We start from the raw sequence: 21565 nt of genomic DNA on the forward strand, positions 1-21565 counted from the left end.
CGGGCTGTTATGCCCGTCCACCGTGATCGCCGGTCACTGCATCAGCAGGCGGCCGGTGCCGCGTCCACGCAGGATCTGCAGCACCAGCTGCTCGGGTTTGCGTTCGAAGCTGGCGCGGAAACCCGGCAGGTCGCCGAACTCGCCACTGCTGCCGGCCACGATGATGTCGCCCGCGCGCAGGCCGCTGTTCCAGGCGCGGCTGTTGCGCACCACGTTGCTGACCTGCACGCCACCGTTGGCGCCCTGGCTGCGCAGTATCTGGCGTGCCGATTCGTCCAGTTCCTTCAGCGTGGCGCCGGTCAGGCGTGCATCGAGGCTGGCGCCTTCCGCACTGCGCACGCCTTCCTTCAGCGCCACGTTGAGTTGCAGCGGCTTGCCGTCGCGGCGCACTTCCAATGCCACGCGTGCGCCCACCGGCTGCAGGCCTTCGAAGTTGTGCAGGGCGGCGCGGTTGTCGATGCGCTGGCCGTTGGCGGCCACCACCACGTCGCCGGGTTGCAGACCTGCCGCGGCGCCAGCCGAGCCCGCATACACGCGCGTGAGCAGGGCGCCACGCGGGGCCTCCAGGCCGAGCCCGCGGGCGACGCGTTCGTCCACGTCCTGCGATTCCACCCCGAACGTGCCCCGGCGCACCACGCCGTTGTTGGCGATCAACTGGTCCATGATCCCGCGCGCCATGTTGATCGGGATGGCGAAGCCCAGGCCGATGTTGCCGGCCATGCTGCCGCGTGGATTGAAGCTGGCGGTGTTGATGCCCACCAGCCGGCCCTGCAAGTCGACCAATGCGCCGCCCGAGTTGCCCGGGTTGATCGAGGCATCGGTCTGGATGAAGTTCTGGTAGCCGGCCACCGGGATGCCGCTGCGGCCCACCGCCGACACGATGCCCGACGTCACCGTCTGGCCCAGGCCGTAGGGGTTGCCCATCGCCACCACGAAGTCGCCCACCTGCAGCTGGTCGCTGTCGGCCATCGGCACGGCGGTGAGGCCCTGGGTGGGGATGCGGATCAGCGCGATGTCGGTATCCGGGTCCGAACCGATGAACTCGGCCTCCACCTGGCGGCCATCGCTCAGCGTGACCGACACGCCGTCGGCGTTCTCCACCACATGGTGGTTGGTCAGCACGTAGCCCCGGGTGGCATCGACGATCACGCCCGAGCCCAGTGCGCGCTCCACGCGCTCGCGCGGCATGTCGGGGATGCCGAACAGGCGGCGGAACACCGGATCATCGCCGAACGGCCCCAGCGGGCTGGCCACCCGGACGGTCTGCCGGCTGTACACGCTGACCACCGCCGGGGTGACCCGCTTGAGCATGGGGGCCAGCGAAGGCAGCGCCTGGCCGTCCGCGGTGGCGGGCAGGGCGGCGGCGGCCGGGACGGCGGCTGCGGCGACAGGGGCCGCCTGGGCCGGCTTCTGCAGCAGATCGTTCAGGCCGGTGGCGGCGAAACCGCCGAACGCGGCGGCGGCGGTCAGGGCCAGCATGGTGGGAAACGGGCGCAGCGCTTTCTTCATGGTCGGTCGGCAGGTCGTTGCGTCGGGAAGGGAGTGGGGCCGGAAGGGCGCCCGTTCAACCTGAATGAGTCTGCTGACGGACCCCTAAACCTGCAATGAAGTCCGGCCTCCGCGGCCCCTGATCCGGCCCCGGCGCGTGATGACGGACGGTGGGGTGGATGCCATGCAATTGTCATGTCAATCCGGTTGACAGGGGTCACCCCCGGGCGTAGTTTGACGGCTTCGCGCGGACACAAGATGTTGCGGTCCAGCACGAAGCGGACCCAAGCACTGGTGTTTTTTCGGGCTTTGCGCTTGGGAAATCGGGCGCCTTTGGGGATTGGCGCATGAGGGCGAGGGAAGCAGTGGGCACCATGGCGATGGCAGGTCCCACTTCCACAATCCGGCAACCCGGGCGGCGCATCCTGTGCGGCTGCCCGCGGCGCCGTCCCCGTCGTCCGGGTCCGCCATGAACATCCCGCAGTGAATCGCGGGGGTGGGCCCACCGCCCACCCGCCACAGCCAACACACGTTCCAGTCGTTTTTAGGAGAACAACATAACCATGAGTACGGTGCGCCTCGAGGCGATCAAGACGGAACAGCCTGCCCTGATTCCCATGCAACCAGCATCCCAGGACATCTGGGACAAGAAGTACCGGCTGAAGACGAAGCAGGGCGACGCCCTGGACGCCGACATCGATGGCACCTACCAGCGCGTGGCCCGTGCTCTGGCCGACGCCGAAGGCACCCCGGAAAAGCGCGCCTACTGGTACGAGCGCTTCGTGTGGGCGCTGCGCCGCGGGGCCATTCCCGCCGGCCGCATCACCTCCAATGCCGGCGCCCAGCAGCACAAGCCGGCCACCAGCACCATCAACTGCACCGTGTCCGGCACCATTGAGGACTCCATGGACGGCATTCTGGACAAGGTCCACGAAGCCGGCCTGACCCTCAAGGCCGGCTGCGGCATCGGCTACGAGTTCAGCACCCTGCGCCCGAAGGGCGCCTTCGTCGCCGGTGCCGGCGCCTACACCTCCGGCCCGATGTCCTTCATGGATATCTACGACAAGATGTGCTTCACCGTCTCCAGCGCCGGCGGCCGCCGCGGCGCGCAGATGGGCACATTCGAAATCTCCCACCCCGACGTCAAGGACTTCATTCGCGCCAAGCGCGAAGACGGCCGCCTGCGTCAGTTCAACCTGTCGCTGCTGATCACCGACGGCTTCATGGAAGCCGTGGACACCGACGCCGACTGGCCGCTGGTGTTCCCGGTGAACATCAAGGAGAAGGGCGACATCGACGTCGAGGACGCCGCCCAGGTGGTCTGGCGCGAGTGGCCCACCCACAAGAACTACATCGTCCGCGACGACGGCCTGGTGGCCTGCAAGATCTACGGCCACATCCGCGCGCGGCACCTGTGGGACATGATCATGGTGTCCACGTACGACTACGCCGAGCCGGGTTTCATCCTGATCGACCGCGTCAACGAGATGAACAACAACTGGTGGTGCGAGACCATCCGCGCCACCAACCCGTGCGGCGAGCAGCCCCTGCCGCCCTACGGCGCCTGCCTGCTGGGCTCGGTCAACCTGACCACCTTCGTGCGCAACCCGTTCACCGACCAGGCCAGCTTCGACTGGGAGGAATACAAGGAAGTCGTGCGCGTGTTCACCCGCATGCTCGACAACGTGGTCGAAGTGAACGGCCTGCCGCTGGAACAGCAGCGCGCCGAGATCCTGCGCAAGCGCCGCCACGGCATGGGCTTCCTGGGCCTGGGCAGCACCCTGACCATGCTCAAGCACAAGTACGGCAGCCCGGCGTCCTGCGAGTTCACCGAAGCCATCGCCCGCGAGATGGCCGTGGCCGGCTGGGAAATGGGCCTGGCGCTGGCGAAGGAAAAGGGCGCCGCGCCCATCATGGACGAACTGTTCACCGTCACCGCCGCCATGCTGCGCCAGCGCCCGGAAATGGCGAAGGACGGCTGGAAGGTCGGCCAGGAGATCCCCGGCAAGGTGCTGCACGCCAAGTACAGCCGCTACATGCAGCGCGTGGCCAGCGTGGCCCCGGAGCTGGTGGACGAACTGGCCGAAGTGGGCAGCCGCTTCACCCACCACAGCTCCATCGCTCCCACCGGCACCATCAGCCTGTCGCTGGCCAACAACGCCAGCAACGGCATCGAGCCCTCGTTCGCGCATCACTACAGCCGCAACGTGATCCGCGAAGGCAAGAAGTCGAAGGAAAAGGTCGACGTCTGGTCGTACGAGCTGCTGGCCTACCGCGAACTGGTCAACCCGAAGGCCATGCCGTTCTCGGACGACGCCGATGCGAAGTTGCCGGAGTACTTCATCGCCGCCGACGACATCAGCCCGAAGGAGCACGTGGACGTGCAGGCCGCCGCGCAGAAGTGGGTGGACAGCTCCATCTCCAAGACCGCCAACGTGCCCACGGACTACCCGTACGAGCAGTTCAAGGACATCTACCGTTACGCCCACCAGCAGGGCCTGAAGGGCTGCACCACGTTCCGCTTCAACCCGGCCGCCTTCCAGGGCGTGCTGGTGAAGGAAGCCGACCTGGAGAACACCACCTACCGCTTCGAGCTGGAAGACGGCAACGTGGTCGAGGTGAAGGGCAACGAGCAGATCGAGTACGACGGCGAGATGCACACCGCCGCCAATCTGTTCGATGCGTTGAAGGAAGGGTATTACGGCAAGTTCTGACGCTCTACCCCTCTCCCCGCCTGCGGGGAGAGGATGCCCGAAGAGCCTGCCCCGTACTTGATACGGGGGCAGGTGAGGGGGAGCGAGCGCAGCGAGTTGCTGTTGCTCTTCGCGAAAAGCGGCCCCTCATCCGCCTTCGGCACCTTCTCCCCGCTTGCGGGGAGAAGGAAAGAGGGAACTCCTCCCCGCTTGCGGGGAGAAGGAAAAGAAGGAGATCGGCTGTACCCCTCTCCCCGCCTGCGGGGAGAGGATGCCCGGAGGGCAGGTGAGGGGGAGCGAGCGCAGCGAGCTGCTTTTGCTCTTCGCGAAACGCGCCCCCATCCCACCCTTCCCCCGCACGCGAGGGAAGGGGCGCATCACGGCAGGCTTCGATTCATCGGCTTCACCGTTTCACCCCGCGCAATCGGGTATAGCATCGGCAGCGTCACGAACCTCGCCCACAAGGAGGGCAACATGAGCAACGGCAATGGTGTCACGGCGACGCTTTCCGGCGCGGCCGAAAGCGTGAAGGAAACAGTGGCAGGCATCGGCGAAGCGGTGGCCACCACCGCCAGCGAAACGGTCGCCAAGGCGAAGAAGGCGGCCAAGAAGGCGCGCAAGACGGTCACCGCCGACATCGCCAAGGCGAAGAAGGCCGTGGCCAAGCGCACCGACAAGGCCACCAAGGCGGTGAAGAAGACCGTCGCCAAGGCGAAGAAGAAGCTGGCCGCCGCCAGTTCCGCCGCCAAGGCCGAAGCCGCCAGCCTGCAGAAGAAGGTGACCGGCAAGAAGGCCGCCAAGAAGACGGCGAAGAAGGCCGCGAAGAAAGCCACCAGGAAGACGGCTGCCAAGAAGGCCGTGAAGAAGGTCGCCAGGAAGGCTACGGCCAAGAAGGCCGTAGCCAAGAAGTCGGTGAAGAAAGCAGCAAAGAAGGTCGCCCGCAAGGCGCCCGTGAAGAAGGCGGCGAAGAAGGCCGCTCCGAAGAAAGCGGCCAAGAAGGCCGTGCGCAAGGCAGCCCCGAAGAAAGCCGCAAAGAAAGCAGCAAAAAAAGCGGCCCGTAAGTAAGACCTGATGCACCCCTCCTCCCCCGGGTCCGGGGGAGGGTTGGGGCGGTCGCCGGCCCGGAAGGCCAGGCCCCGCCCATCGATGACAACTTTCAGAACACGAACAGGATTCCACCGTCATGGCCGTCAAGATCGACAAGAAAATCAAGGGCTACAGCGTGCTCACCCCGGAAGACAAGGCGCGCGAAGCCGCTGCGCTGATTCCCACGGCGTCGGTGCCGCGCGAGACGGTGGAAAAGGAAGTGCCGCAGGACAACATCATCCAGATGCACGAGCGCATCGAGCGCCCGGAAGTCCTCATCGGCAGCACCTACAAGATCAAGTCGCCGCTGGTGGAGCACGCCATGTACGTGACCATCAACGACATCGTGTTGAACGCCGGCACGGAGCACGAGCTGCGCCGTCCGTTCGAGATCTTCGTCAACAGCAAGTCCATGGAGCACTTCCAGTGGATCGTCGCGCTGACGCGCATCATGTCGGCGGTGTTCCGCAAGGGTGGCGACGTGACGTTCCTGGTGGACGAGATGAAGGCCGTGTTCGATCCGCGCGGCGGCTACTTCAAGGCCGGTGGCGTGTACATGCCGTCGCTGGTGGCCGAGCTGGGCGCCATCGTGGAAGAGCACATGAAGTCGATCGGCCTGATCCACGACCCGGAAATGAGCGCGCACCAGCGCGCCATCCTGGCCGAGAAGCGCAAGCAGTACGAAGATCGCGCAAAAAAAAACTCTGACGTGAGCGTTGTTCCTTCTCCCGCCCCGGCGGGAGAAGGTGCCCGAAGGGCGGATGAGGGCGCTTCTGCCGTCATGCCCGGTTCTTCGGAAGACATCGCCGTCACCGGCGATGGCGCCAGCTTCCCGCCCTCTGCGACCCTCTGCCACAAGTGCAGCACCAAGGCCCTCGTCATCATGGACGGGTGCGCGACGTGTTTGAATTGTGGGTATTCGAAGTGCGGGTGATCACAGCTAGGAAGAATGTTCACCATCTCCCGAGGGATGCTGCTTGGTGCTGTCGAATAGTCAGATTGATCGGATCGGTCAGAAGCTGAAGGCTGATGAAGTAGATGCGGACTGCTTAAGAAGTCTGGAAGTCTTTAGAGCCTTGTATGTCGACGCCTACAAGCACGTAGAGGATACGCTGGTAAACAAGATGGGCCTGTCGATCACGGGCCGGCCCTTTAAGTCCACCGTTGCTATTGTTGAAAAACTAAAGCGCGAGACGATTCGCCTCAATCAAATCCAAGATATTGCGGGTTGCCGGGTCTTGGTGCGCGATCTCGCAGATCAAGATCATCTTGTGGAGAACATGATGGTCTTCCTTTCTGACTCCGATATAGAGATAGACGACAAGCGTAAGTCGCCGACCAATGGGTACAGGGCAGTACACATAGTTGCCAAAAAATTTGGCAGGCCAGTAGAGATTCAGATTAGAACGGGACTTCAGCACGCTTGGGCGGAGATCTCCGAAAAGCTGGCGGACGGGCTCGGGCATTCCATCAAGTATGGATCGGGCGATGAAGACGCCTTGCGCTTTCTTGGCAAGCTATCGGAAGTCACAGCTGAGCTTGAGATGACTAGGCACTACAAGCGCGTTGTTACCGCGCAGCGATCCGTGCGAGGAAGGACAAAAGAACTCGTTGTAGAAGGTAAGCGACTGAGCGAGCTTGAGAGGAATCAACTGAGGGCAATCAGAGCTCTTTTTTCAGGAAAGTACTGAGGCGGCAGCTAATGATATTTCTGATTCAGTACGATAGAACTGCTGCGAAGCTCATCTCAATGATCTCTTACGAGGATGGTCAGCGCGAGGAAGCTTCCGCATCGAAGCTAGAGCTAGAGATTTCGTTGTTGGGTAGCGAGTCCGTACATGAGGTGGTTCTGCTCCAGGCCCCCAATGAGGAGCATCTAAGAAAGACTCATCGACGCTACTTTGAGACGTTAAAAGGGCTGCAAGGTAACGAGAAAAGGTAGATCGTAGGATGGGTTGAGCGAAGCGATACCCATCAGAGCCCGTTGGATGGGGTTGAGCTACATGCAGGACTCGAAGTTCCGTCTCACCGCCTGCCGCACTCCTAATCTTGCTCGTCCAGAGGCGAAGCGAGGCATAGATGACAAACAGTCAGGCATTTCTTAGTGGTTTAGCCTGCTTTCTGATGGGGGGCTACTTGGGCTGGCTTGTCTTTGGTGATTCGACTTTGGAGAAGGGAAATCTCTTCGAAGGTTTGAATGTTGTCATCGCTGCGTCAAGCGCAGTCGCCCTTGGCTTCATTGGCTACCAGGCAAACAAGCTGGTGCGAAGTTCGCATGATGAGAAGCGATCAAAAGAGTTCAATGAGGGGAGAATTCTTTTGCACTACCTATCTCCGGAATTACAGGCGATGAGTCTAATCGCCGCAACCGTTCATCATGTCTTGAGTGCCGAGGGAAGTTTCGATGCGTTCTCCTCTAGACGTCAGGCGAGGGAGTACATTTCTCAAAAGCTAAACGGCTTTTCGTTTCCCGAAACGGTGGAGAGTAGGGGCCGACTGGGCGTGCTGCCAAATGCGCTGGGCGATTCATTGGCTCAGTTGCTTGGGGTTAGCAAGCATCTGCGTCGAGTAGCAGCGAATGAGGCGGCTGAAGACTCTCCAGGGACTCGGTACGATGTTGTTACTGGCGAGGTGCTGGAGCCAACTTTTGCTGATGACGAGTGCAGAGAGAAGTTTAGCCTCGGCTTCAAGCTTCTTCTAGGAGGCACCAAGCTTGCGATGGATGAGCTTGAGAGGGCAATGGAGGCGGCAAGAGTCATGCGGGAGACGAAGATCTAGCACGTAGGATGGGTTGAGCGAAGCGATACCCATCGCTCTGGACGGGTCCACCATGCGAAGGAAAGCCATGACTCATCGAATTTCTGAAGTGCTACGGCGGAGCCTGATACTTAAGCCATGCAATGCGGGCGTGCTCATCGGCATGCTCGCGGTGTTCGGCGCGGCTCTGCCGGCTGTCGCCAACCCTGCCGATGAGCGGACCGTCGAGACCATGGTCTTCGTGGGAGAGCTGATCTCCATGGAGCCCATGGCCAATCCCTGCGAGGAAGAGCGCAAGCGCACCGGCACGCCGGGCTGCATCTTCATGGACGACCTCTACCGCGCCCGTTATCGCGTCGTGCAGCCCGTGGCGCGCACGACGGCGAACACCGAGGTCACGTTCCAGGTGGCCGATCACTACGGCTTCCCCGCCTTCGCCAACACCCCGCATGCCTTGCTGTTCGTCGCCGTCACCGATGACGGCAACTGGCTGCACAAGTACCAGGGCGTTCCCATGCACCGCACTGGCGAAGGTCAGTGGGCGGCCTGCGGCGAAGTGGACCGCAGGGGCGTCGACAAGGCGCTATCCCATCGCGCGAAACCACTGACGTTCGCTGAGCCCATCGCCCGGCGTGAGGTAGTAACGCAGGAAGTGTGGGATCGAATGCTGCCTTGGTGGAAGGAGCGTGCCGACACCTACCGCATCACGGACGGCCAAGTGCGCTGCCTCAAGGGCATTCCCGTGCAAGAGGCCTACGAGATCGTCAGGCAGGGCGTGATGAAGGTGCGTGAGGTGGGCTTGCCGCCGTGGCCGGTGGAGCACTAATCCAGCGCAACTCCGTTGCCTGTATTGGGAAGAGCTTAAGGGCGAACGCATCGCGCATTAGTCGATATGAGCTTGCGCCTTGACCCTTCAAAGAATGGATCTTACTGAAGGAGAGCTAGCTAATGGGAAGCACGGTAGGAAGGGATGCAGCGAGAAAGATCGTCAAGCAGATTTTTGCCGGTGCTCTCCGCTCAGCAAGAGTATTCGATCACGCAACCGGAGGTTGCCGCCTCAGTGATGCCAGTGAACATTTCTTGACTGCGGGCATCTTTGAGGCTTTGTCAAAATGCAAGGGTGCGACCCATCTGGAAGTGCCCGTATCCGCATGCCGACAGGAGGCTGGTGCAATCCGTTGCGGGAAGCCCAGTAAGCGGGATCGGATGAAAGGCCGGTATGACTTGGTCCACTACTGGGCCGATGAACGACCAAGGGTCGCGATTGAGGTAAAGAATGGTGTGAGGGTCATGAACACGGCGTTGTTCAGGGGCGACTTTGAGCGACTGACGCGCACGCTTACAGCCAACAAGAATTCGTCGTATCAGTTCTGCGCATTCGTTTTCTTCGCAACCGCAGACTACAAACAGAAGAATCAGCTTTTCATCGAAAAGAAAGAGGCCCGAGAGAAGCTGGATATCCTGACCGCGAGAATCAATGACCTAGCATCCGAATTTGTGAAGAGCGATCGGAGGCGATTGCTCAGGCGAACCTACACGAGCAGAACGGTATGCTCGAACTTTTCAGACGAAGGTGCCTGGAGAATAGGTCTAGTGATATTCGCCGACGAGCGTGCAGCTTCCTCGTTTCCCCAGAATTTGGTCGAAGGTTGAAGAAGAGGCTGGATTTGCTGGGGGCTGATCGTCAGAAGCCGAATCGGCCACATTACTATCGTGGGTTCCTTCCTGTTGCTTTTGTTTTTAGTGTGCCCGGGAAGCGCGAACTTGATGAAGGGCGTCCTTTGTCTGGTGCAACGGGAGTCAACTTGAGGGAAGCCTTGATGGTCCTCCATTCAAAGAGGCCTGAGATCTTCCCCTCTGTTGAGGTTTACGACTACACGCTCACGAATGCCTACGACCTACCGATTGCAAGATCATTGGGTGATCGCATGTCTGAGGCGCCCAATGCGTTGATTCTTGCTGATAGCAATGTGCGTCGCATTCAGCAGGAGGTTGGCGACTGCAGCATGTTGATCCTATGTGGCGTTAAAGCGCGGCTTCTCGGCTCCGTGCTTGAGGCTGACGGCGTGCAAGTGATTCGTGCATGGCATACGTCCAGCCGGGCGCTCATGAGCAAGTTCAGCGGACCAGAAGTTGCATCGTGCTCGCGGCCTGAGGAGAGGCGTCGTGCCCGCTGTAGGGCTTGGGCCGATGACGTTCTTGCGAAACTCCCCGCCACAATTTAGCGCGTTTGCTGATACGCGGTTCGCAAATGTAAATAGACACCCCGCCATCCCCGACGCAAACTTGCCTCCAAGGAGCGTCGAATCTCCGAAGTACAGCGGTACCCACCTACGACAACTTGGTGGGTTTTTTATGCCCAAGACATAGGGCACTTCCGACGCAGTCCGTTCTACGTCGGGAGGGTGGCGGAATAGAACACCCTTAGGGGAAATACGCCCGGCCGTCTGTACTCGGCTTCGAACCTCCCGACACCCTGCGGGCGCACGCCGCGCCCGCAGGCACGCCTTGCACCCCGCACGCGGAAGGACACCGCCATGAAGCACGGAACGCTCACCGACCCCGGCTACCACCTGCCCCCCGAAGCCCACGCCGAACTGCAGGCCCTGCGCGACCACCTGCACCTGCTGGCCCAGCTCAGCACCCCCGAACACCAACACCCCGACAACCTCGTCGCCGCCGTGACCACCTGACGCAGGCGTCATGTGACCGGGTGAAAGTGCAGCGAAAGCGGCCACTCCGAACATAGAAGACTTAGGATGCACGCAGTCGAAATGTTCCGCGTCTCAGACGGTCGGCGTTGTTAGAGCGACGAGAACGTGATGGCCGCACTAGAGGGGCGGCCATCGCGCAGTCAGACTGAACAGTTCAGAGTGGTCGCAATTGAGCGACCATTGTAATTCCGCCGTTAGTCTTCGGAAGATCCAACTGCTCAGGCGTATAGGTCTTTCCTACAAACTCAATCTCTATTTCGATGTCTTCGCGCTCAAGTACAGAGAATTTCTGGTCGTTCTTTCGAAGTACCCAGTTGACTATCTCTTCCAGCTGAATCTCCCGAAGGATCGGATAGTCAAGACGAAGTCTATCGAAGAGTGGTCTACCAACAACAGAAGTTGATCCTTCGATGCCGAAACTGATGCGTGCATCTGCCGCGAGATCAAGGCCGCTAACGGTTAAGCTGCCCACCTTTGTCCACTTCGATGACGACTTCCATTTGCAGCACAGCTTGTGCAATGGCTTTGGGCAGCGCCTCACGCATTTCGGATACCAGTGCTTTACCCAGGCTTCACCAGTTGCGGATACCTCCACTTTAACGTCCTTGATTAGGGTAAGAGGCGAATCAATGGAGATCGAGGGTGCCTTCTTCAGCACTACCTTGATCCAAGAGCAGTGGGCTGCCGCATCCCAGTCGCCTCGCGATGAAAATGCGGAAAGCTCTTGGTCCGTGGGGCCTTCCCAAGGGATCCCAGATTTAAGAGCTTCGTCCCGAGCTGAACGAATGATGTGAGCGTACTCTTCAAGCTGGGCGGAGAGAGCGGCGAGATTGCTTGCTATCTCGGTATCCTCATCTACTTCCTTTTCTAGCTTACTTAGCCACTTGTCCTTGTTCGACGCAGCTATGATTTTTGTAGCTTCGGGGACGTCTGAGTCAGGGGATGGGCCATTTTTTGAGAGCGATTCGTCAAATGGTGTCTTCTTATCCACGACGACATACGGGAGCTTAAGATCGCTAACGACCATCTTTGCGAAGTCATTGGTGGCGGTTATAGAGAGGTGCTTCTTCATAAAAACTTCCTCGTCTTGGGCGCTAATGAAGTTGCAGCGGGTGTTAACCCGGCGTCGCATTGCCCCTTGGAGCAAGGCAATCGCAAACATGCCAACGAGCGGTCATTGGGGTGCAGGTCATCTGGAAAACAACTGAGCAAGAATATAAAAGTAAACGTATTAACCTAATCTCCCCAGTTGAGAGCGCAAGGCGTCCTGATCTTGTGCTAATTCCGCTTCGGGACAGCTCATAGGGCGTGCTTCAGCCCACCTCCCTGCAAGCTAGGCGACCTGAAGGCGGGCCAAAGCCTACCCTCCCCACGAGATAGCCCTCCAAGCCCCATCGCTCTCACATTGAGCCCCATCGACGGAGCCCTGAGCCCCATCGATCGAGCTCGGATTCCCAAGCGCCGGGCTCCCCGGTGCCATCGATGGCTTTCCGAAAGCCATCGATCGCTCTCCCAAACCCATCGATGGCATTCCGAGCCCCGTCGCTCTCACATTGAAAGCCATCGATCGCTTTCAAAGACCCATCGATGGCCCTCCGAAAGCCATGCCCTGGCTTTCCGAAAGCCATCTGCAAGGCTTCGAGCTCCAGACCTCACATTCCGAATGCCATCGATCGCTTTCCGCGCTCGGCCGTTGGCATTCCGGGCTCCATCTCATTCCATGAGCGCCCTGCATTTGTGAGAGGTTTTGCGAACGCATGCGCGCTAGGCTGCGGTCGTCGGCGATGAACGCCGACGTGTCCTTTCAATGTGATCAATGGAGTGAACATGACCCAGAACCGCATCTCCCTGCGCCTCACCGGCGAAGACATCGTCGCCGCCGAAGACGCCATCACCACCCTGGAGCAGCGCCTCACCGGCCTGGTCGGCCTGACCCCCGACGAGCGCCGCGAACTCACCAAGATGGGCGACAAGTCCGAAGCCTTTTGCCGCCAGGCCGTCATCACCCTGGGCAAACACGCTGACGTACTGCCGCGCAACTTCGACGTGGACGAATACCGCGCCGACCTGGCCGCCCTCGACACCCTGCGTCCACTGCTCACCCGCCTGCAACGCGTGTACGACCGCATGGTCGACAGCGAAATGGCCCTCGGCAGCGACCTGATGGTCGCCTCCCTGGAAGGCTACGCCCACCTCAAGGTGGCCGGGCAAGGCGACGGCCTGGACACGTTGAAGGAAGCCCTGGGCGCCAGGTTCAACCGCAAGCGTCGGCAGGAGTCTGAGCCGGCGGCGTGAGCGCAGCGCCATGCAAAAGAAAGGCGGGCTTCGGCTCGCCTTTTCTTCTAGGGGGATGCACGTGCATTGACGAACCACCTACCCGCAAGTACGGCGCTACGCGGGCCAGCGAGCGCCGTCGCAGTCGGCAAGTGCGTGTCCACTCCAGCGGGAACGGCCATTGGACTCTTGAGTCGGAGAGTCAATCTTGCCTCGTCCCTCCTGGCTCCCTGCTTTGACAGTGTGCTGGTGAGCCTCCATCACTGATCCAAATACCTACTTTTTGCTCCTCAGCCCTCGTTGAGGTAGGCCTCGGAGATCACATCGGAAGGCCAAGTAAAGAATACGCAATAGATGTATCACTCTGAAAGATACGCTCACTTGTCCATTTTTTCTTGTTCTTCATGTTTCTCCTCGGCTTTCTCTTCGTTTCTGCCATCGTCCCTTTCTTCGTCATGCTTCTTCTTTGCGGGGGCAGGATTGGCAGGAGGATTATCACGATGATTCTTGGGAAGAGTTCGGCCAAGGACATACCCGGATATGCCTCCGAGAAGCGTCCCGAGGACCTCGTTGTCAATTCTGTTTGCCAATCCAAGAATAAGTATGGTTGAAACCAGGATGTATACGGTTATCAGCTCAAGGTTGAGCTTGTTCGAGAAGATCTCCGCTTGAATGCTGTCGCTGTATAGCTTTGGACCCAGAAATATCGCGATAAGCAACAAGCCGACCGTTGGTATGGTCCATCTAACGATGGTTGTTGTAAGTTTGTCTCCCGCCGCTACCGCGCTCTCAAGCTCCTCGATGGCGGATTCTAGTGAAAATATCTTCATCTCGATCGCTTTAATGTCGGCGGTGATCCTGTTTTTTACTACAAGTATTTTCTCCGAAGTGTTGGCTCTGATCTCTTTCACCCTCTGGCTGAAAGCTGCAGCGCAAGCTCGAATTTCCTCATCTGAAGCCGATGCAGTTCCGCGTCCGCTTATGGAATCTTCGGCCGGACTCTCCGGGCGGGCCGGTTTTGTTGTGCATTCCTTTGGAATATCAACTTGGCGAATGGCGATATAGAGTGATTTAGCCTCCTGTGACTTGAGGCTTTGCAGGTCGATGTTGGCTATCGCCTCACTCATATCAATTCTTGCGGCACGACCAAGTCCTGCAACGGTAGACATCCGTTCAATAGTGTCCGGATCTTCATCCGCGCTACTCGCAGAAACCTCGAGGCTTTCAATCTCGGCTAGCGTGGATTTCATAATTCCCAGGCCGGACTGGAGATCCTCCAGCTCGCGCTCATGCGAGCGTAGTCGCTTCCGAAGCGCATCCGCCGGAAGGTCCTCGATATCTACGTTCGTCCGCACGTCTGAGCTTCGCACATTGGGCGGAGTTGCCCATGCACACAATGTCGCGGTCGATAAAGCGGCTCCGGCCAGGAGCATGTTGAGCTTCAACATATTCACTCCTTTACTGTTATTGGAAGCATCTACAAATTGTCATCAGACATGTTGAGCGGACGTGGCCGCTTGGTGACAAGGCGTGACGCAGAAGATGGTCGAGAATGCAGGCATGAAGCGCCTCGGCCGTCCATGCGGACCGGCATATCGCAGTAACTTGCTAGCTCACGACGGTGTCAGGGGCTTTTGGCTCGCTGGGATGCGAGCGCCACGAAACCCGCCTCGAAGACCTCAATGCCGCCGATGTCTCCGTAACTGTGGTCGTGATCGCTGTCGAGCTCCACAAACTGGCGGATTGTGCTGCGTATCACCTGCCAGTTAGGGCCAGCGACGGCATCGAGCCCGCCTTCGGTCTGTGCCACGATTACACGGTAGTTTCTGGCCATGAAATCACCTCACTTTGAGAGGATGATCTGGTTGTGCGCCACCAGACCGTTGAAGCACGCCTGATAGACGGCTCGGCTGCCGTTGTCGACGAAGCAGGTAGGCCACCGCCTGAGCCTGGTCCTCAGCGGCGCGACCAACTTGGCATCCGCCGTGGTGCCGTTTGTGGAGACCTTGTCCCAGAACAGCTCGAAGTAGGCGCTTGCCGCGCTGTCGCGCAGTGCCTTCGTCGTAACCAGTTCGCGAGAAAGCTGCAGGTTCTTGTCGCGCTCCAGCTCAAGCCCGGACACCAGATAGCTGATGCAGGCGTTGGAGATGTCCGACAGCTTGCTCTGGTCCGTGCCTGGACTCAGCAGTTTCAGGCAGAGGAACTTGAATTCGTCCTGCTCGAAGTTATGCGCCACGATTTCGCGGATCGCGAGGGCGACATTGGTGACGGCTTCGTTACCGGCCTGGTCGAACCCGCCGGGAGCACTGGGTTGCATCAGCGCCGTCTTCGCGGATACCGGGATGCCGCCGGCGGCGGCGGCGTCGACAAGCTTGCCGTAATGCGTGGCTGATTCCGCGCGTTCCGTCCTGGCCTTGGCCAACTCGCTTGCCGCGGACTCGCATTTGGCGCGCTTGCCCTTGAGCGCATCGGACAAGCTGTCCTCGCTCCCCTTGGCGACCGCGTCGGCGATCTGTTCGCAGTCCTTGCCATCCGTGTTGAGTTCGCTGAACTCGGTCTCGCGCTTCCGTTGCGCAGCCGTCTTCGTCTGCAGGTCACGGTAGGCATCGTCGATGCGCACCGCCGCCTCGGCGCCGGACGCACCGGCGGCCGCTTCTGCAGAAGCGCCGATCACCACCGGTCGGGGAGCAATGGCGCCGGTCAGCTGTTCGATCGCGAGGATAGAGACCATCAGTCGCTGGTCGCGGATTGCCTGCAGCGGCAGTTCGAGGCTGCCGATTCCGCCGTTGATGTGCCGCTCGCAGGTGCGGAACATGAGTTCGCGCAGCATGTTGACAGTCTGGGTGCGCGGAATCGTCGATCCCTGCTCCGAGGAGCTGAATGCCGCAGTGAGCGCCGCCTCGATGGCCTTCGGATCGACCGACTTGCCCCAGCTGGCACCGGTCGACAGGGCCTGGGCGACGACGGCGAACACATCCGGGCTGGGTTCGGTGCAGACGCGCCGGATCTCCTCGCTCGAGGGCGGCACCAGTTCAAGCGCGCCCGACGGCAAAGTACGATAGTAAGGCGCGGTATGGATCACATGCGGCGACGACAGGATGACGCGCTGCTTGGCGTCGACCACGGTGATGGCGGGCTGGTCCCCGCGCACCAGCTGGTGCCGGAAAATGGAATGCTGGTTGGCGGAACATGCCGCCAACGTGGCGCCGACGGTCAGTGCGGCCACTGCCCGCAGAATGCGTCGTGCCATGCCGCGGCCCCTCGGATCCGGCGTGGCGACGTCGAATCTCCGGGGATCGAAGCCACGCCGCGCTGGGCTGTTGTGCCGTGCCGGGGCGCAGAACGCTGAATCGATTGTGGCGTTGGCGTGTCGCACACGCCCGATCACGGTACGGAACGTCATATGCTCACCCCGTTTGTTGTCAGCCTTGGGTTTCATCGAACTTCTTCAGCGCTTGCAGTCGCGCATCCAGCACCTTCGATTCGTGACCGGCGCGCACCTCCTGATAGCGCCGGATCGCCTCCTCATAGTTGCCCTGCTCACGTAGCAGGTCGCCCTGGATCAGAAGCCCTTCGCGTTTGAGGTCGGGATCGGAAGTCATTTTTGCGGCAAGTTCGGTCCAGAGCTTCTGGTCCTGTGCGGTCGTCAGCCGGGTCTCGGCGGGCAGAAACGGCAACTTCACGCCTGTGGTGTCGGGCGTCGGGCTGTGCCGGAAAATGGTGCCGTTGCCGGACTGGTCGGAGATCACCGTGGCGAGGCTGCGCACGGCCGGGACTTGCGCGGTTTCCGGCGACTGCTCCTCGAGCCGGCGGATCGCGACCGCTGCGGCAGGCGAGAGGTTGAGCTGCGAGAGATTGTCGGCGACCACGAGCCACGCCGTGCCCTCGGGCAGTCCGGACAGGTCGTCGGCCAGCGTACGGCGCGCGACGCCGGCAATACGCTCGGCTTTGGCGTCCTCTGGCAGCGCCTGGAAAGCGACCAGGTCATCGCCGGATCCCATGTCGTTGTTGATTGCCTGGGCCAGTCCACGCATACGGGCCGCGCGCTGCTCCTGCGCAACCTCGATACTGGGCAGGAATGCACGGACCTTGCGCGGTGGCGTCGATCCGAGCTGCAGTTCGAACTCGTACTCCTGCTTGAGCACGCCAATCGGGAACATCCGGAGGTCATCGCTGGACGAAGGGCCCACCTTGCGTCGTTCGCCCTCGGGAGCGATGTACAGCGTCAGTCCGCCGGGGCGGTGGATCCGGTAGTCCAACCACAGGTTGCTCTTGTTCTCGATCTTGGCGACGCTGAAGTTGTTGACGTCACCAAGCTGGAACGTCCAGCGGTCCTGGTCGACCTCGAAGTTCGGCGTCTGCCATGCATTCGCATCCAAGCGCGGCATCACGTAGTTGCGCAGTGCGTTCACCAGCACAACCACGGACGGATGCGTGGCGCGATCGGGTTTGACGATGGACAGGTGGTCGGCATCCTGGATCGCAGGGGCAGCCTCGTCGCATAAACGGGTGCTGCTCGACCATGGAACGATCAGCACGCCTTTGGTCGGTTTGGTCTCGTAGGCGCAGATTACCGTCGGCGCTTGGCCGGCACGGCGCATCTCGACCCAATCGTTGTTGAGCTCACGCAGGAACTCGTTGTGGTCGACCAGCAGCATCTGCCTGATGGCCTCGTTATTGACCACGTGTTGGGCGATCCCGGTGATCTGCGAGCCTCCTTGCGGCGTGGCGAACTGCACGATCAGCGGGACCTTGTGAGCGAGGTCGCGTTGTGCAGTCAGCTGACGCATCGTGACCAGCCCACCCATGCTGTGGGTGACGAATACCACATTGTCGTACTCCCACACATCGTTGAACTGGAGGTACTGATGCAGGCTGCGCGCCGCCTCGCTCACGCTCAGCGAGCCGTCCTTGAACATCCGGGACGTGAATCCGAATGCGAATACATCGACCTCTTCTCCGACTCGCGGCGATGCCTTGAGTAGGTCGAAGAACGTCGTCCCGCTGGGGTGCGTCCAAGTGGTGATGGTGTCGCCGAAGATGCCGTGGACGAATACCACCGCGACCCTCTTCTGCGGTTCCGCGCGATGAATCCAGCGTGGATCCTTGTCGTTGATCGCTTCGGAGGTGGCCGTCGCTTGTTTACTGTCTTTGCCTTGCGAGTCGCAGCTGGCGAGCGTAGAGGCCAGAGCCAGCACGCCCAGCAACGCGAGGTACCGAAACGTTGCCGCGGTGCCGGAAGACGAGTACGCGGATCGGATGCACGTCATCATGATTTCCTCCCCGGAGGATCTTCTCTGTCAGAATCCTGCAAGGCATTGGCTCTGCTGAAGGCCTGCGGCCTCTGGTGTCTTGGTGGCGTTGCATGGATACATGGCGACTCGGCGCTCGACGGGCTACTGCGCTTGGAGCAACTGGTGAAGGAGACGGTAGCCAGCTTGCCGTGTGCGTGGATCACGGATGCAATCGACATGGTGGTGTTCCTTGATGGCTGGGGACAGGCGAGGCGGGTTCGCCAGATCGCAAAGGGGCGGGACCTGGACGGCGATGGCTACCAACTGCAGCAGGTAGATCGGGCGAGCGTACGAATGCGTGTCAGCAACTCAGAGGCAAATAAAAGGTAGGGTGACCGTCGTCATGTCCCGTCGGTAGACAGTGCCCTTGGCGCTGAGCCCAAGCTACTGTCCAGGAAGCGATCTCACCACGCAGAACGCCGCTGTTCGAATGCGACGGCCATGAATCGTTTGGTTAATGCATGTATCTGACGAGCGGGCGAGTGCCAGGCCCGCGTTGGGGTGAGCCAGCGCAGGCCGGGTAAGCGAAGCGAACCCGGAGGCTGCATGCAGGACACGTCGTGTGTCCGACGCCCCGGGTGCGACCTTCGGCCTCAGCCGGGCTGCGCGACGCTTCTCGGCCGCACGGTGGATAAACTACGGCCACCAACCTCCCGATCCCCACAAGGAACACCCCATGGCATTCACCACCACAACCTCCGGCCTGCAATTCGAAGACACCGTCGTCGGCAGCGGCGTCGAAGCCAAGCCCGGCAGCAACGTCACCGTGCACTACACCGGCTGGCTGTACGACAACGGCGCGCAGGGCGCCAAGTTCGATTCCAGCAAGGACCGTGGCGAACCCTTCATCTTTCCCCTCGGCGGCGGCATGGTCATCCAGGGCTGGGACGAAGGCGTGCAGGGCATGAAGGTCGGCGGCCAGCGCACCCTCATCATCCCCGCCAACCTGGGCTACGGCGCGCGCGGTGCCGGCGGCGTCATCCCGCCGAACGCCACGCTGAAGTTCGACGTGGAATTGCTGGGCACCTGATCCACGCAGTCGTAGGGCGGGCTCAAGCCCGCCATCGCACGCGATCCACACACGTCGAACGGCGGGCCGGGGCCCGCCCTACGGCGTCCGGCGCAGTTCGGCCACCTGCGCCTCCAACTCAGCGATGCGCGCATCGCGCTCGGCAAGTGCGCGCTGCACGTCTTCCGCTTCGAACCGCACCGGGATGTACTTCGGACAATTCCAGTCGAAGGCTTCCACGTGGATCGTCATCGTGCGCTCGGTACGTCCCGTGCCCGGTGACTCTTCCACGTTCAATCGGCCCAGCAGCTTCAGGCGCTGGCGATGCGTGTAATCCATCAGGATCAATGCCACGCGATCGTCCTGTGCCACGTTGCCCACGCTGATGAACTGCCGGTTGCCGGGCAGGTCGGTGAACGTCAGCGTCTTCGCATCGACCACGCGCAGGAAACCCGGCGCGCCGCCGCGATGCTGCACGTACGGCCAGCCGGTTTCCGACACCGTCGCCATGTAGAAGCTGCGCTGCGCGTGGATGAAGGCGGCTTCGTCGGCGCCGAGTTCGGCATTGCGTACCTCGTCGCCGGATTCGAAGGCCCGCGCGTACTGCGCGCGGCTGCCGTCGCGTGCCTGCACGTCGCGTACCGCGGGGGTGAAGGCGATGTTCGCGAATGCGTGTCTCATGTCGATCTCCCAAGGCGGCCTGTCGGGTGGGCTCAAGCCCACCTTCGCACGGTATCCGCCTCCATCCAACGGTGGGCCAGGGCCCACCCTACGGCACCGGCAACACCTGCGCCGGCCCGCCGGTGACCTTCCCGCGCGTCTTGGCGGTCTCGCCGAGATAGGCCAGGGCGAACTGGGTGAACTTGACACTGTGCTGCGCCGATTCCCCCATCGTCGCCAGTGTGTCCTGGGGCGTGTGGATGTAGGGGAAGCTGCCGTTCGGCCCGCCGGCCTCGAACATCATCGCCGCGGGATAGCCGGCGTTCGTCCATGACGCATGGTCGGAGCACGCGTAACCACAGGCCACGCTGCTGCGCGTCAGGCCCATCGGCGCCAGGTAGGTATCGAACAGGGTGATGAAGAAATTCTTCAGATCGGTGTTGGAGTAGTCGCTGATCAGTTTCATGTCCGTCACCGCGCCCGACTTGTAGTTGGTCATGTCCACCTGCAGCACGCTGACCACGTTGACGCCGCTGGCGCGGAACGACTGCGCGATGGCATGCGAGCCGCGCAGGCCGACTTCCTCGGCGGCATACCCCATGAACTTCACCGTGCGCCGCGGCTGCCAGCCGTCGGCCAGTGCGATGCGCAGCGTTTCGGTGAGCGTGGCGATGCCCGATGCATCGTCGTCGGCGCCCGGCGCATGCTGGTTGGGATCGTAGGGATTGCTGCCGTTGATCGAGTCCAGGTGCGCGCCCAGTACGACGACGTCGTTGGGCAGGTCCCGACCCTGGAGGGTGAGGATGACCGAAGGCTGCGTGCTGCAGTTCGCGCAGGCGGTGAACAACTCGGTGGTGACATCGCTGCGGCCGGCGGCGAGCGATTGCCAGTGGTCCCGGATCCATTCGGCCGATGTCCTGCCGTGGCTGCTGGCGAAGTAGCGGTTGCGATAGCTGGAGAGGTGGTTGATGGTGTCGTAGAGGCGCTGTTCCTGCACCTGCGGCAACCAGCGGCTCACGGTGGTCTGGTTGTCGAGCGTGTAGCCGGCGGCCAGCGATTTCGTCATCGCCTGCTTCGCGCGATCCGCAGTGACGAAGGCCTGGGCCTGCGCGCGGCTGGGGAATGCGAAATAGCCGCCGCAGCGGCGCTCGCTGACATGCACATAGCGGCTGATCTCGCCGAGGCGGTCGGCCCGGGTTTCGGAAATCACCAGCGGCGTGCCGGTGCTGTCGCGCCGCGCGACCGCATCACGGGCCAGGCCGCGGATCCCCTGCCAGGTGTCGCGCGAGGTCACGATGTACACCGGCGCGAACGGGTCGGTCTGCGACGGCGGCGCCACCACCACGGGCGGGGCTGTCGTCCCGCCTGCCTGGACGTGATGCACGGGGGGCGCCTGGGTCGCATCGGCAACGGGCGGCGCCTTCCATCGGGCCACCTCGTGGGAAACGGCAGGTGCGTGCACCCCGGACGCCTGCACCGCCCGCAGGGTGTCCGACCTCAGCAGGAAAAAGCTGATCAGCAGGGAGAGCAGCAGTGTCATCGGACCCGGCAAGAACAGTTTCATCGTGGCATCCCCCCGGATGACGGCCT

At 61.5% G+C, this 21565-nt stretch carries 19 protein-coding genes; 11 read left to right on the forward strand and 8 right to left on the reverse strand.

Annotation, left to right across the window (positions count from 1 at the left end; translation table 11 throughout):
- Positions 1-33: 33 nt before the first annotated feature.
- Entirely contained in the window at positions 34-1497 is a 1464-nt protein-coding gene (locus AC3DET_RS13020) for a Do family serine endopeptidase (protein WP_488392155.1), read from the reverse strand.
- Positions 1498-2051: 554 nt separating this feature from the next.
- On the opposite strand from AC3DET_RS13020, the gene AC3DET_RS13025 reads away from it, so the two are divergent.
- From AC3DET_RS13025 to AC3DET_RS13065, 9 genes are all read left to right on the forward strand, one after another.
- Positions 2052-4202, forward strand: a complete 2151-nt coding sequence (locus AC3DET_RS13025; protein ID WP_337731717.1) for an adenosylcobalamin-dependent ribonucleoside-diphosphate reductase — start codon at positions 2052-2054, stop codon at positions 4200-4202.
- 96 nt (positions 4203-4298) lie between these two features.
- Positions 4299-5246, forward strand: coding sequence for a hypothetical protein (locus AC3DET_RS13030; RefSeq protein ID WP_488391905.1), 948 nt, complete (start codon positions 4299-4301; stop codon positions 5244-5246).
- A gap of 118 nt (positions 5247-5364) precedes the next feature.
- The gene (locus AC3DET_RS13035; protein WP_446538362.1) at positions 5365-6201 is read left to right on the forward strand and encodes a TSCPD domain-containing protein; all 837 of its coding nucleotides are present in this window, start codon (positions 5365-5367) and stop codon (positions 6199-6201) included.
- Between the two features lie 46 nt (positions 6202-6247).
- Positions 6248-6958: a hypothetical protein gene (locus AC3DET_RS13040; RefSeq protein WP_488392156.1), complete on the forward strand. Its 711-nt coding sequence runs from the start codon at positions 6248-6250 to the stop codon at positions 6956-6958.
- Between the two features lie 388 nt (positions 6959-7346).
- Positions 7347-8045, forward strand: a complete 699-nt coding sequence (locus AC3DET_RS13045) for a hypothetical protein (RefSeq protein WP_488391906.1) — start codon at positions 7347-7349, stop codon at positions 8043-8045.
- 13 nt (positions 8046-8058) lie between these two features.
- On the forward strand, positions 8059-8850 hold the full coding sequence (locus AC3DET_RS13050) for a hypothetical protein (RefSeq protein WP_488391907.1): 792 nt from the start codon (positions 8059-8061) through the stop codon (positions 8848-8850).
- Between the two features lie 122 nt (positions 8851-8972).
- Positions 8973-9677, forward strand: coding sequence for a hypothetical protein (locus AC3DET_RS13055; RefSeq protein WP_488391908.1), 705 nt, complete (start codon positions 8973-8975; stop codon positions 9675-9677).
- A complete protein-coding gene (locus tag AC3DET_RS13060) occupies positions 9674-10249 on the forward strand; it encodes a hypothetical protein (protein ID WP_488391909.1) in 576 nt (191 codons plus the stop codon). The genes AC3DET_RS13055 and AC3DET_RS13060 overlap by 4 nt, the downstream gene beginning before the upstream one ends.
- A 312-nt stretch (positions 10250-10561) precedes the next feature.
- A complete protein-coding gene (locus AC3DET_RS13065) occupies positions 10562-10717 on the forward strand; it encodes an XAC0095 family protein (protein WP_488391910.1) in 156 nt (51 codons plus the stop codon).
- A gap of 175 nt (positions 10718-10892) precedes the next feature.
- Here AC3DET_RS13065 and AC3DET_RS13070 read toward each other — a convergent pair whose 3' ends face one another.
- Positions 10893-11810, reverse strand: coding sequence for a hypothetical protein (locus tag AC3DET_RS13070; RefSeq protein WP_488391911.1), 918 nt, complete (start codon positions 11808-11810; stop codon positions 10893-10895).
- 755 nt (positions 11811-12565) lie between these two features.
- Between AC3DET_RS13070 and AC3DET_RS13075 the strand changes: the two genes are divergently transcribed.
- On the forward strand, positions 12566-13033 hold the full coding sequence (locus tag AC3DET_RS13075; protein WP_488391912.1) for a hypothetical protein: 468 nt from the start codon (positions 12566-12568) through the stop codon (positions 13031-13033).
- Positions 13034-13389: 356 nt separating this feature from the next.
- Here AC3DET_RS13075 and AC3DET_RS13080 read toward each other — a convergent pair whose 3' ends face one another.
- From AC3DET_RS13080 to AC3DET_RS13095, 4 genes are all read right to left on the reverse strand, one after another.
- Complete coding sequence (locus tag AC3DET_RS13080) at positions 13390-14460, reverse strand: hypothetical protein (protein ID WP_488391913.1); 1071 nt, start codon at positions 14458-14460, stop codon at positions 13390-13392.
- Positions 14461-14636: 176 nt separating this feature from the next.
- On the reverse strand, positions 14637-14846 hold the full coding sequence (locus tag AC3DET_RS13085) for a hypothetical protein (protein WP_488391914.1): 210 nt from the start codon (positions 14844-14846) through the stop codon (positions 14637-14639).
- Positions 14847-14855: 9 nt separating this feature from the next.
- Positions 14856-16451, reverse strand: a complete 1596-nt coding sequence (locus AC3DET_RS13090) for a hypothetical protein (protein WP_488391915.1) — start codon at positions 16449-16451, stop codon at positions 14856-14858.
- A complete protein-coding gene (locus tag AC3DET_RS13095) occupies positions 16435-18285 on the reverse strand; it encodes an esterase/lipase family protein (RefSeq protein WP_488391916.1) in 1851 nt (616 codons plus the stop codon). Before AC3DET_RS13095 ends, AC3DET_RS13090 begins: the two co-directional genes overlap by 17 nt.
- Positions 18286-18982: 697 nt before the next feature.
- On the opposite strand from AC3DET_RS13095, the gene AC3DET_RS13100 reads away from it, so the two are divergent.
- Entirely contained in the window at positions 18983-19336 is a 354-nt protein-coding gene (locus tag AC3DET_RS13100) for an FKBP-type peptidyl-prolyl cis-trans isomerase (protein ID WP_446538353.1), read from the forward strand.
- Positions 19337-19414: 78 nt separating this feature from the next.
- On the opposite strand, the gene AC3DET_RS13105 is transcribed toward AC3DET_RS13100, so the two are convergent.
- Positions 19415-19996 (reverse strand): pyridoxamine 5'-phosphate oxidase family protein, encoded by a 582-nt coding sequence (locus AC3DET_RS13105; RefSeq protein ID WP_488391917.1) that lies wholly within the window; start codon positions 19994-19996, stop codon positions 19415-19417.
- 88 nt (positions 19997-20084) lie between these two features.
- Positions 20085-21539, reverse strand: coding sequence for a M20/M25/M40 family metallo-hydrolase (locus AC3DET_RS13110; RefSeq protein WP_488391918.1), 1455 nt, complete (start codon positions 21537-21539; stop codon positions 20085-20087).
- Positions 21540-21565: the final 26 nt, after the last annotated feature.

Source organism: Pseudoxanthomonas sp. 97-1-1 (assembly GCF_057773125.1).

Coding starts and splice junctions, on each gene's coding strand:
- AC3DET_RS13080 (WP_488391913.1), bottom strand. CDS start 14,460: ATGTTGAAGCTCAACATGCTCCTGGCCGGAGCCGCTTTATCGACCGCG.
- AC3DET_RS13055 (WP_488391908.1), top strand. CDS start 8,973: ATGGGAAGCACGGTAGGAAGGGATGCAGCGAGAAAGATCGTCAAGCAG.
- AC3DET_RS13075 (WP_488391912.1), top strand. CDS start 12,566: ATGACCCAGAACCGCATCTCCCTGCGCCTCACCGGCGAAGACATCGTC.
- AC3DET_RS13095 (WP_488391916.1), bottom strand. CDS start 18,285: ATGATGACGTGCATCCGATCCGCGTACTCGTCTTCCGGCACCGCGGCA.
- AC3DET_RS13070 (WP_488391911.1), bottom strand. CDS start 11,810: ATGAAGAAGCACCTCTCTATAACCGCCACCAATGACTTCGCAAAGATG.
- AC3DET_RS13105 (WP_488391917.1), bottom strand. CDS start 19,996: ATGAGACACGCATTCGCGAACATCGCCTTCACCCCCGCGGTACGCGAC.
- AC3DET_RS13035 (WP_446538362.1), top strand. CDS start 5,365: ATGGCCGTCAAGATCGACAAGAAAATCAAGGGCTACAGCGTGCTCACC.
- AC3DET_RS13065 (WP_488391910.1), top strand. CDS start 10,562: ATGAAGCACGGAACGCTCACCGACCCCGGCTACCACCTGCCCCCCGAA.
- AC3DET_RS13085 (WP_488391914.1), bottom strand. CDS start 14,846: ATGGCCAGAAACTACCGTGTAATCGTGGCACAGACCGAAGGCGGGCTC.
- AC3DET_RS13045 (WP_488391906.1), top strand. CDS start 7,347: ATGACAAACAGTCAGGCATTTCTTAGTGGTTTAGCCTGCTTTCTGATG.
- AC3DET_RS13025 (WP_337731717.1), top strand. CDS start 2,052: ATGAGTACGGTGCGCCTCGAGGCGATCAAGACGGAACAGCCTGCCCTG.
- AC3DET_RS13090 (WP_488391915.1), bottom strand. CDS start 16,451: ATGAAACCCAAGGCTGACAACAAACGGGGTGAGCATATGACGTTCCGT.
- AC3DET_RS13100 (WP_446538353.1), top strand. CDS start 18,983: ATGGCATTCACCACCACAACCTCCGGCCTGCAATTCGAAGACACCGTC.
- AC3DET_RS13110 (WP_488391918.1), bottom strand. CDS start 21,539: ATGAAACTGTTCTTGCCGGGTCCGATGACACTGCTGCTCTCCCTGCTG.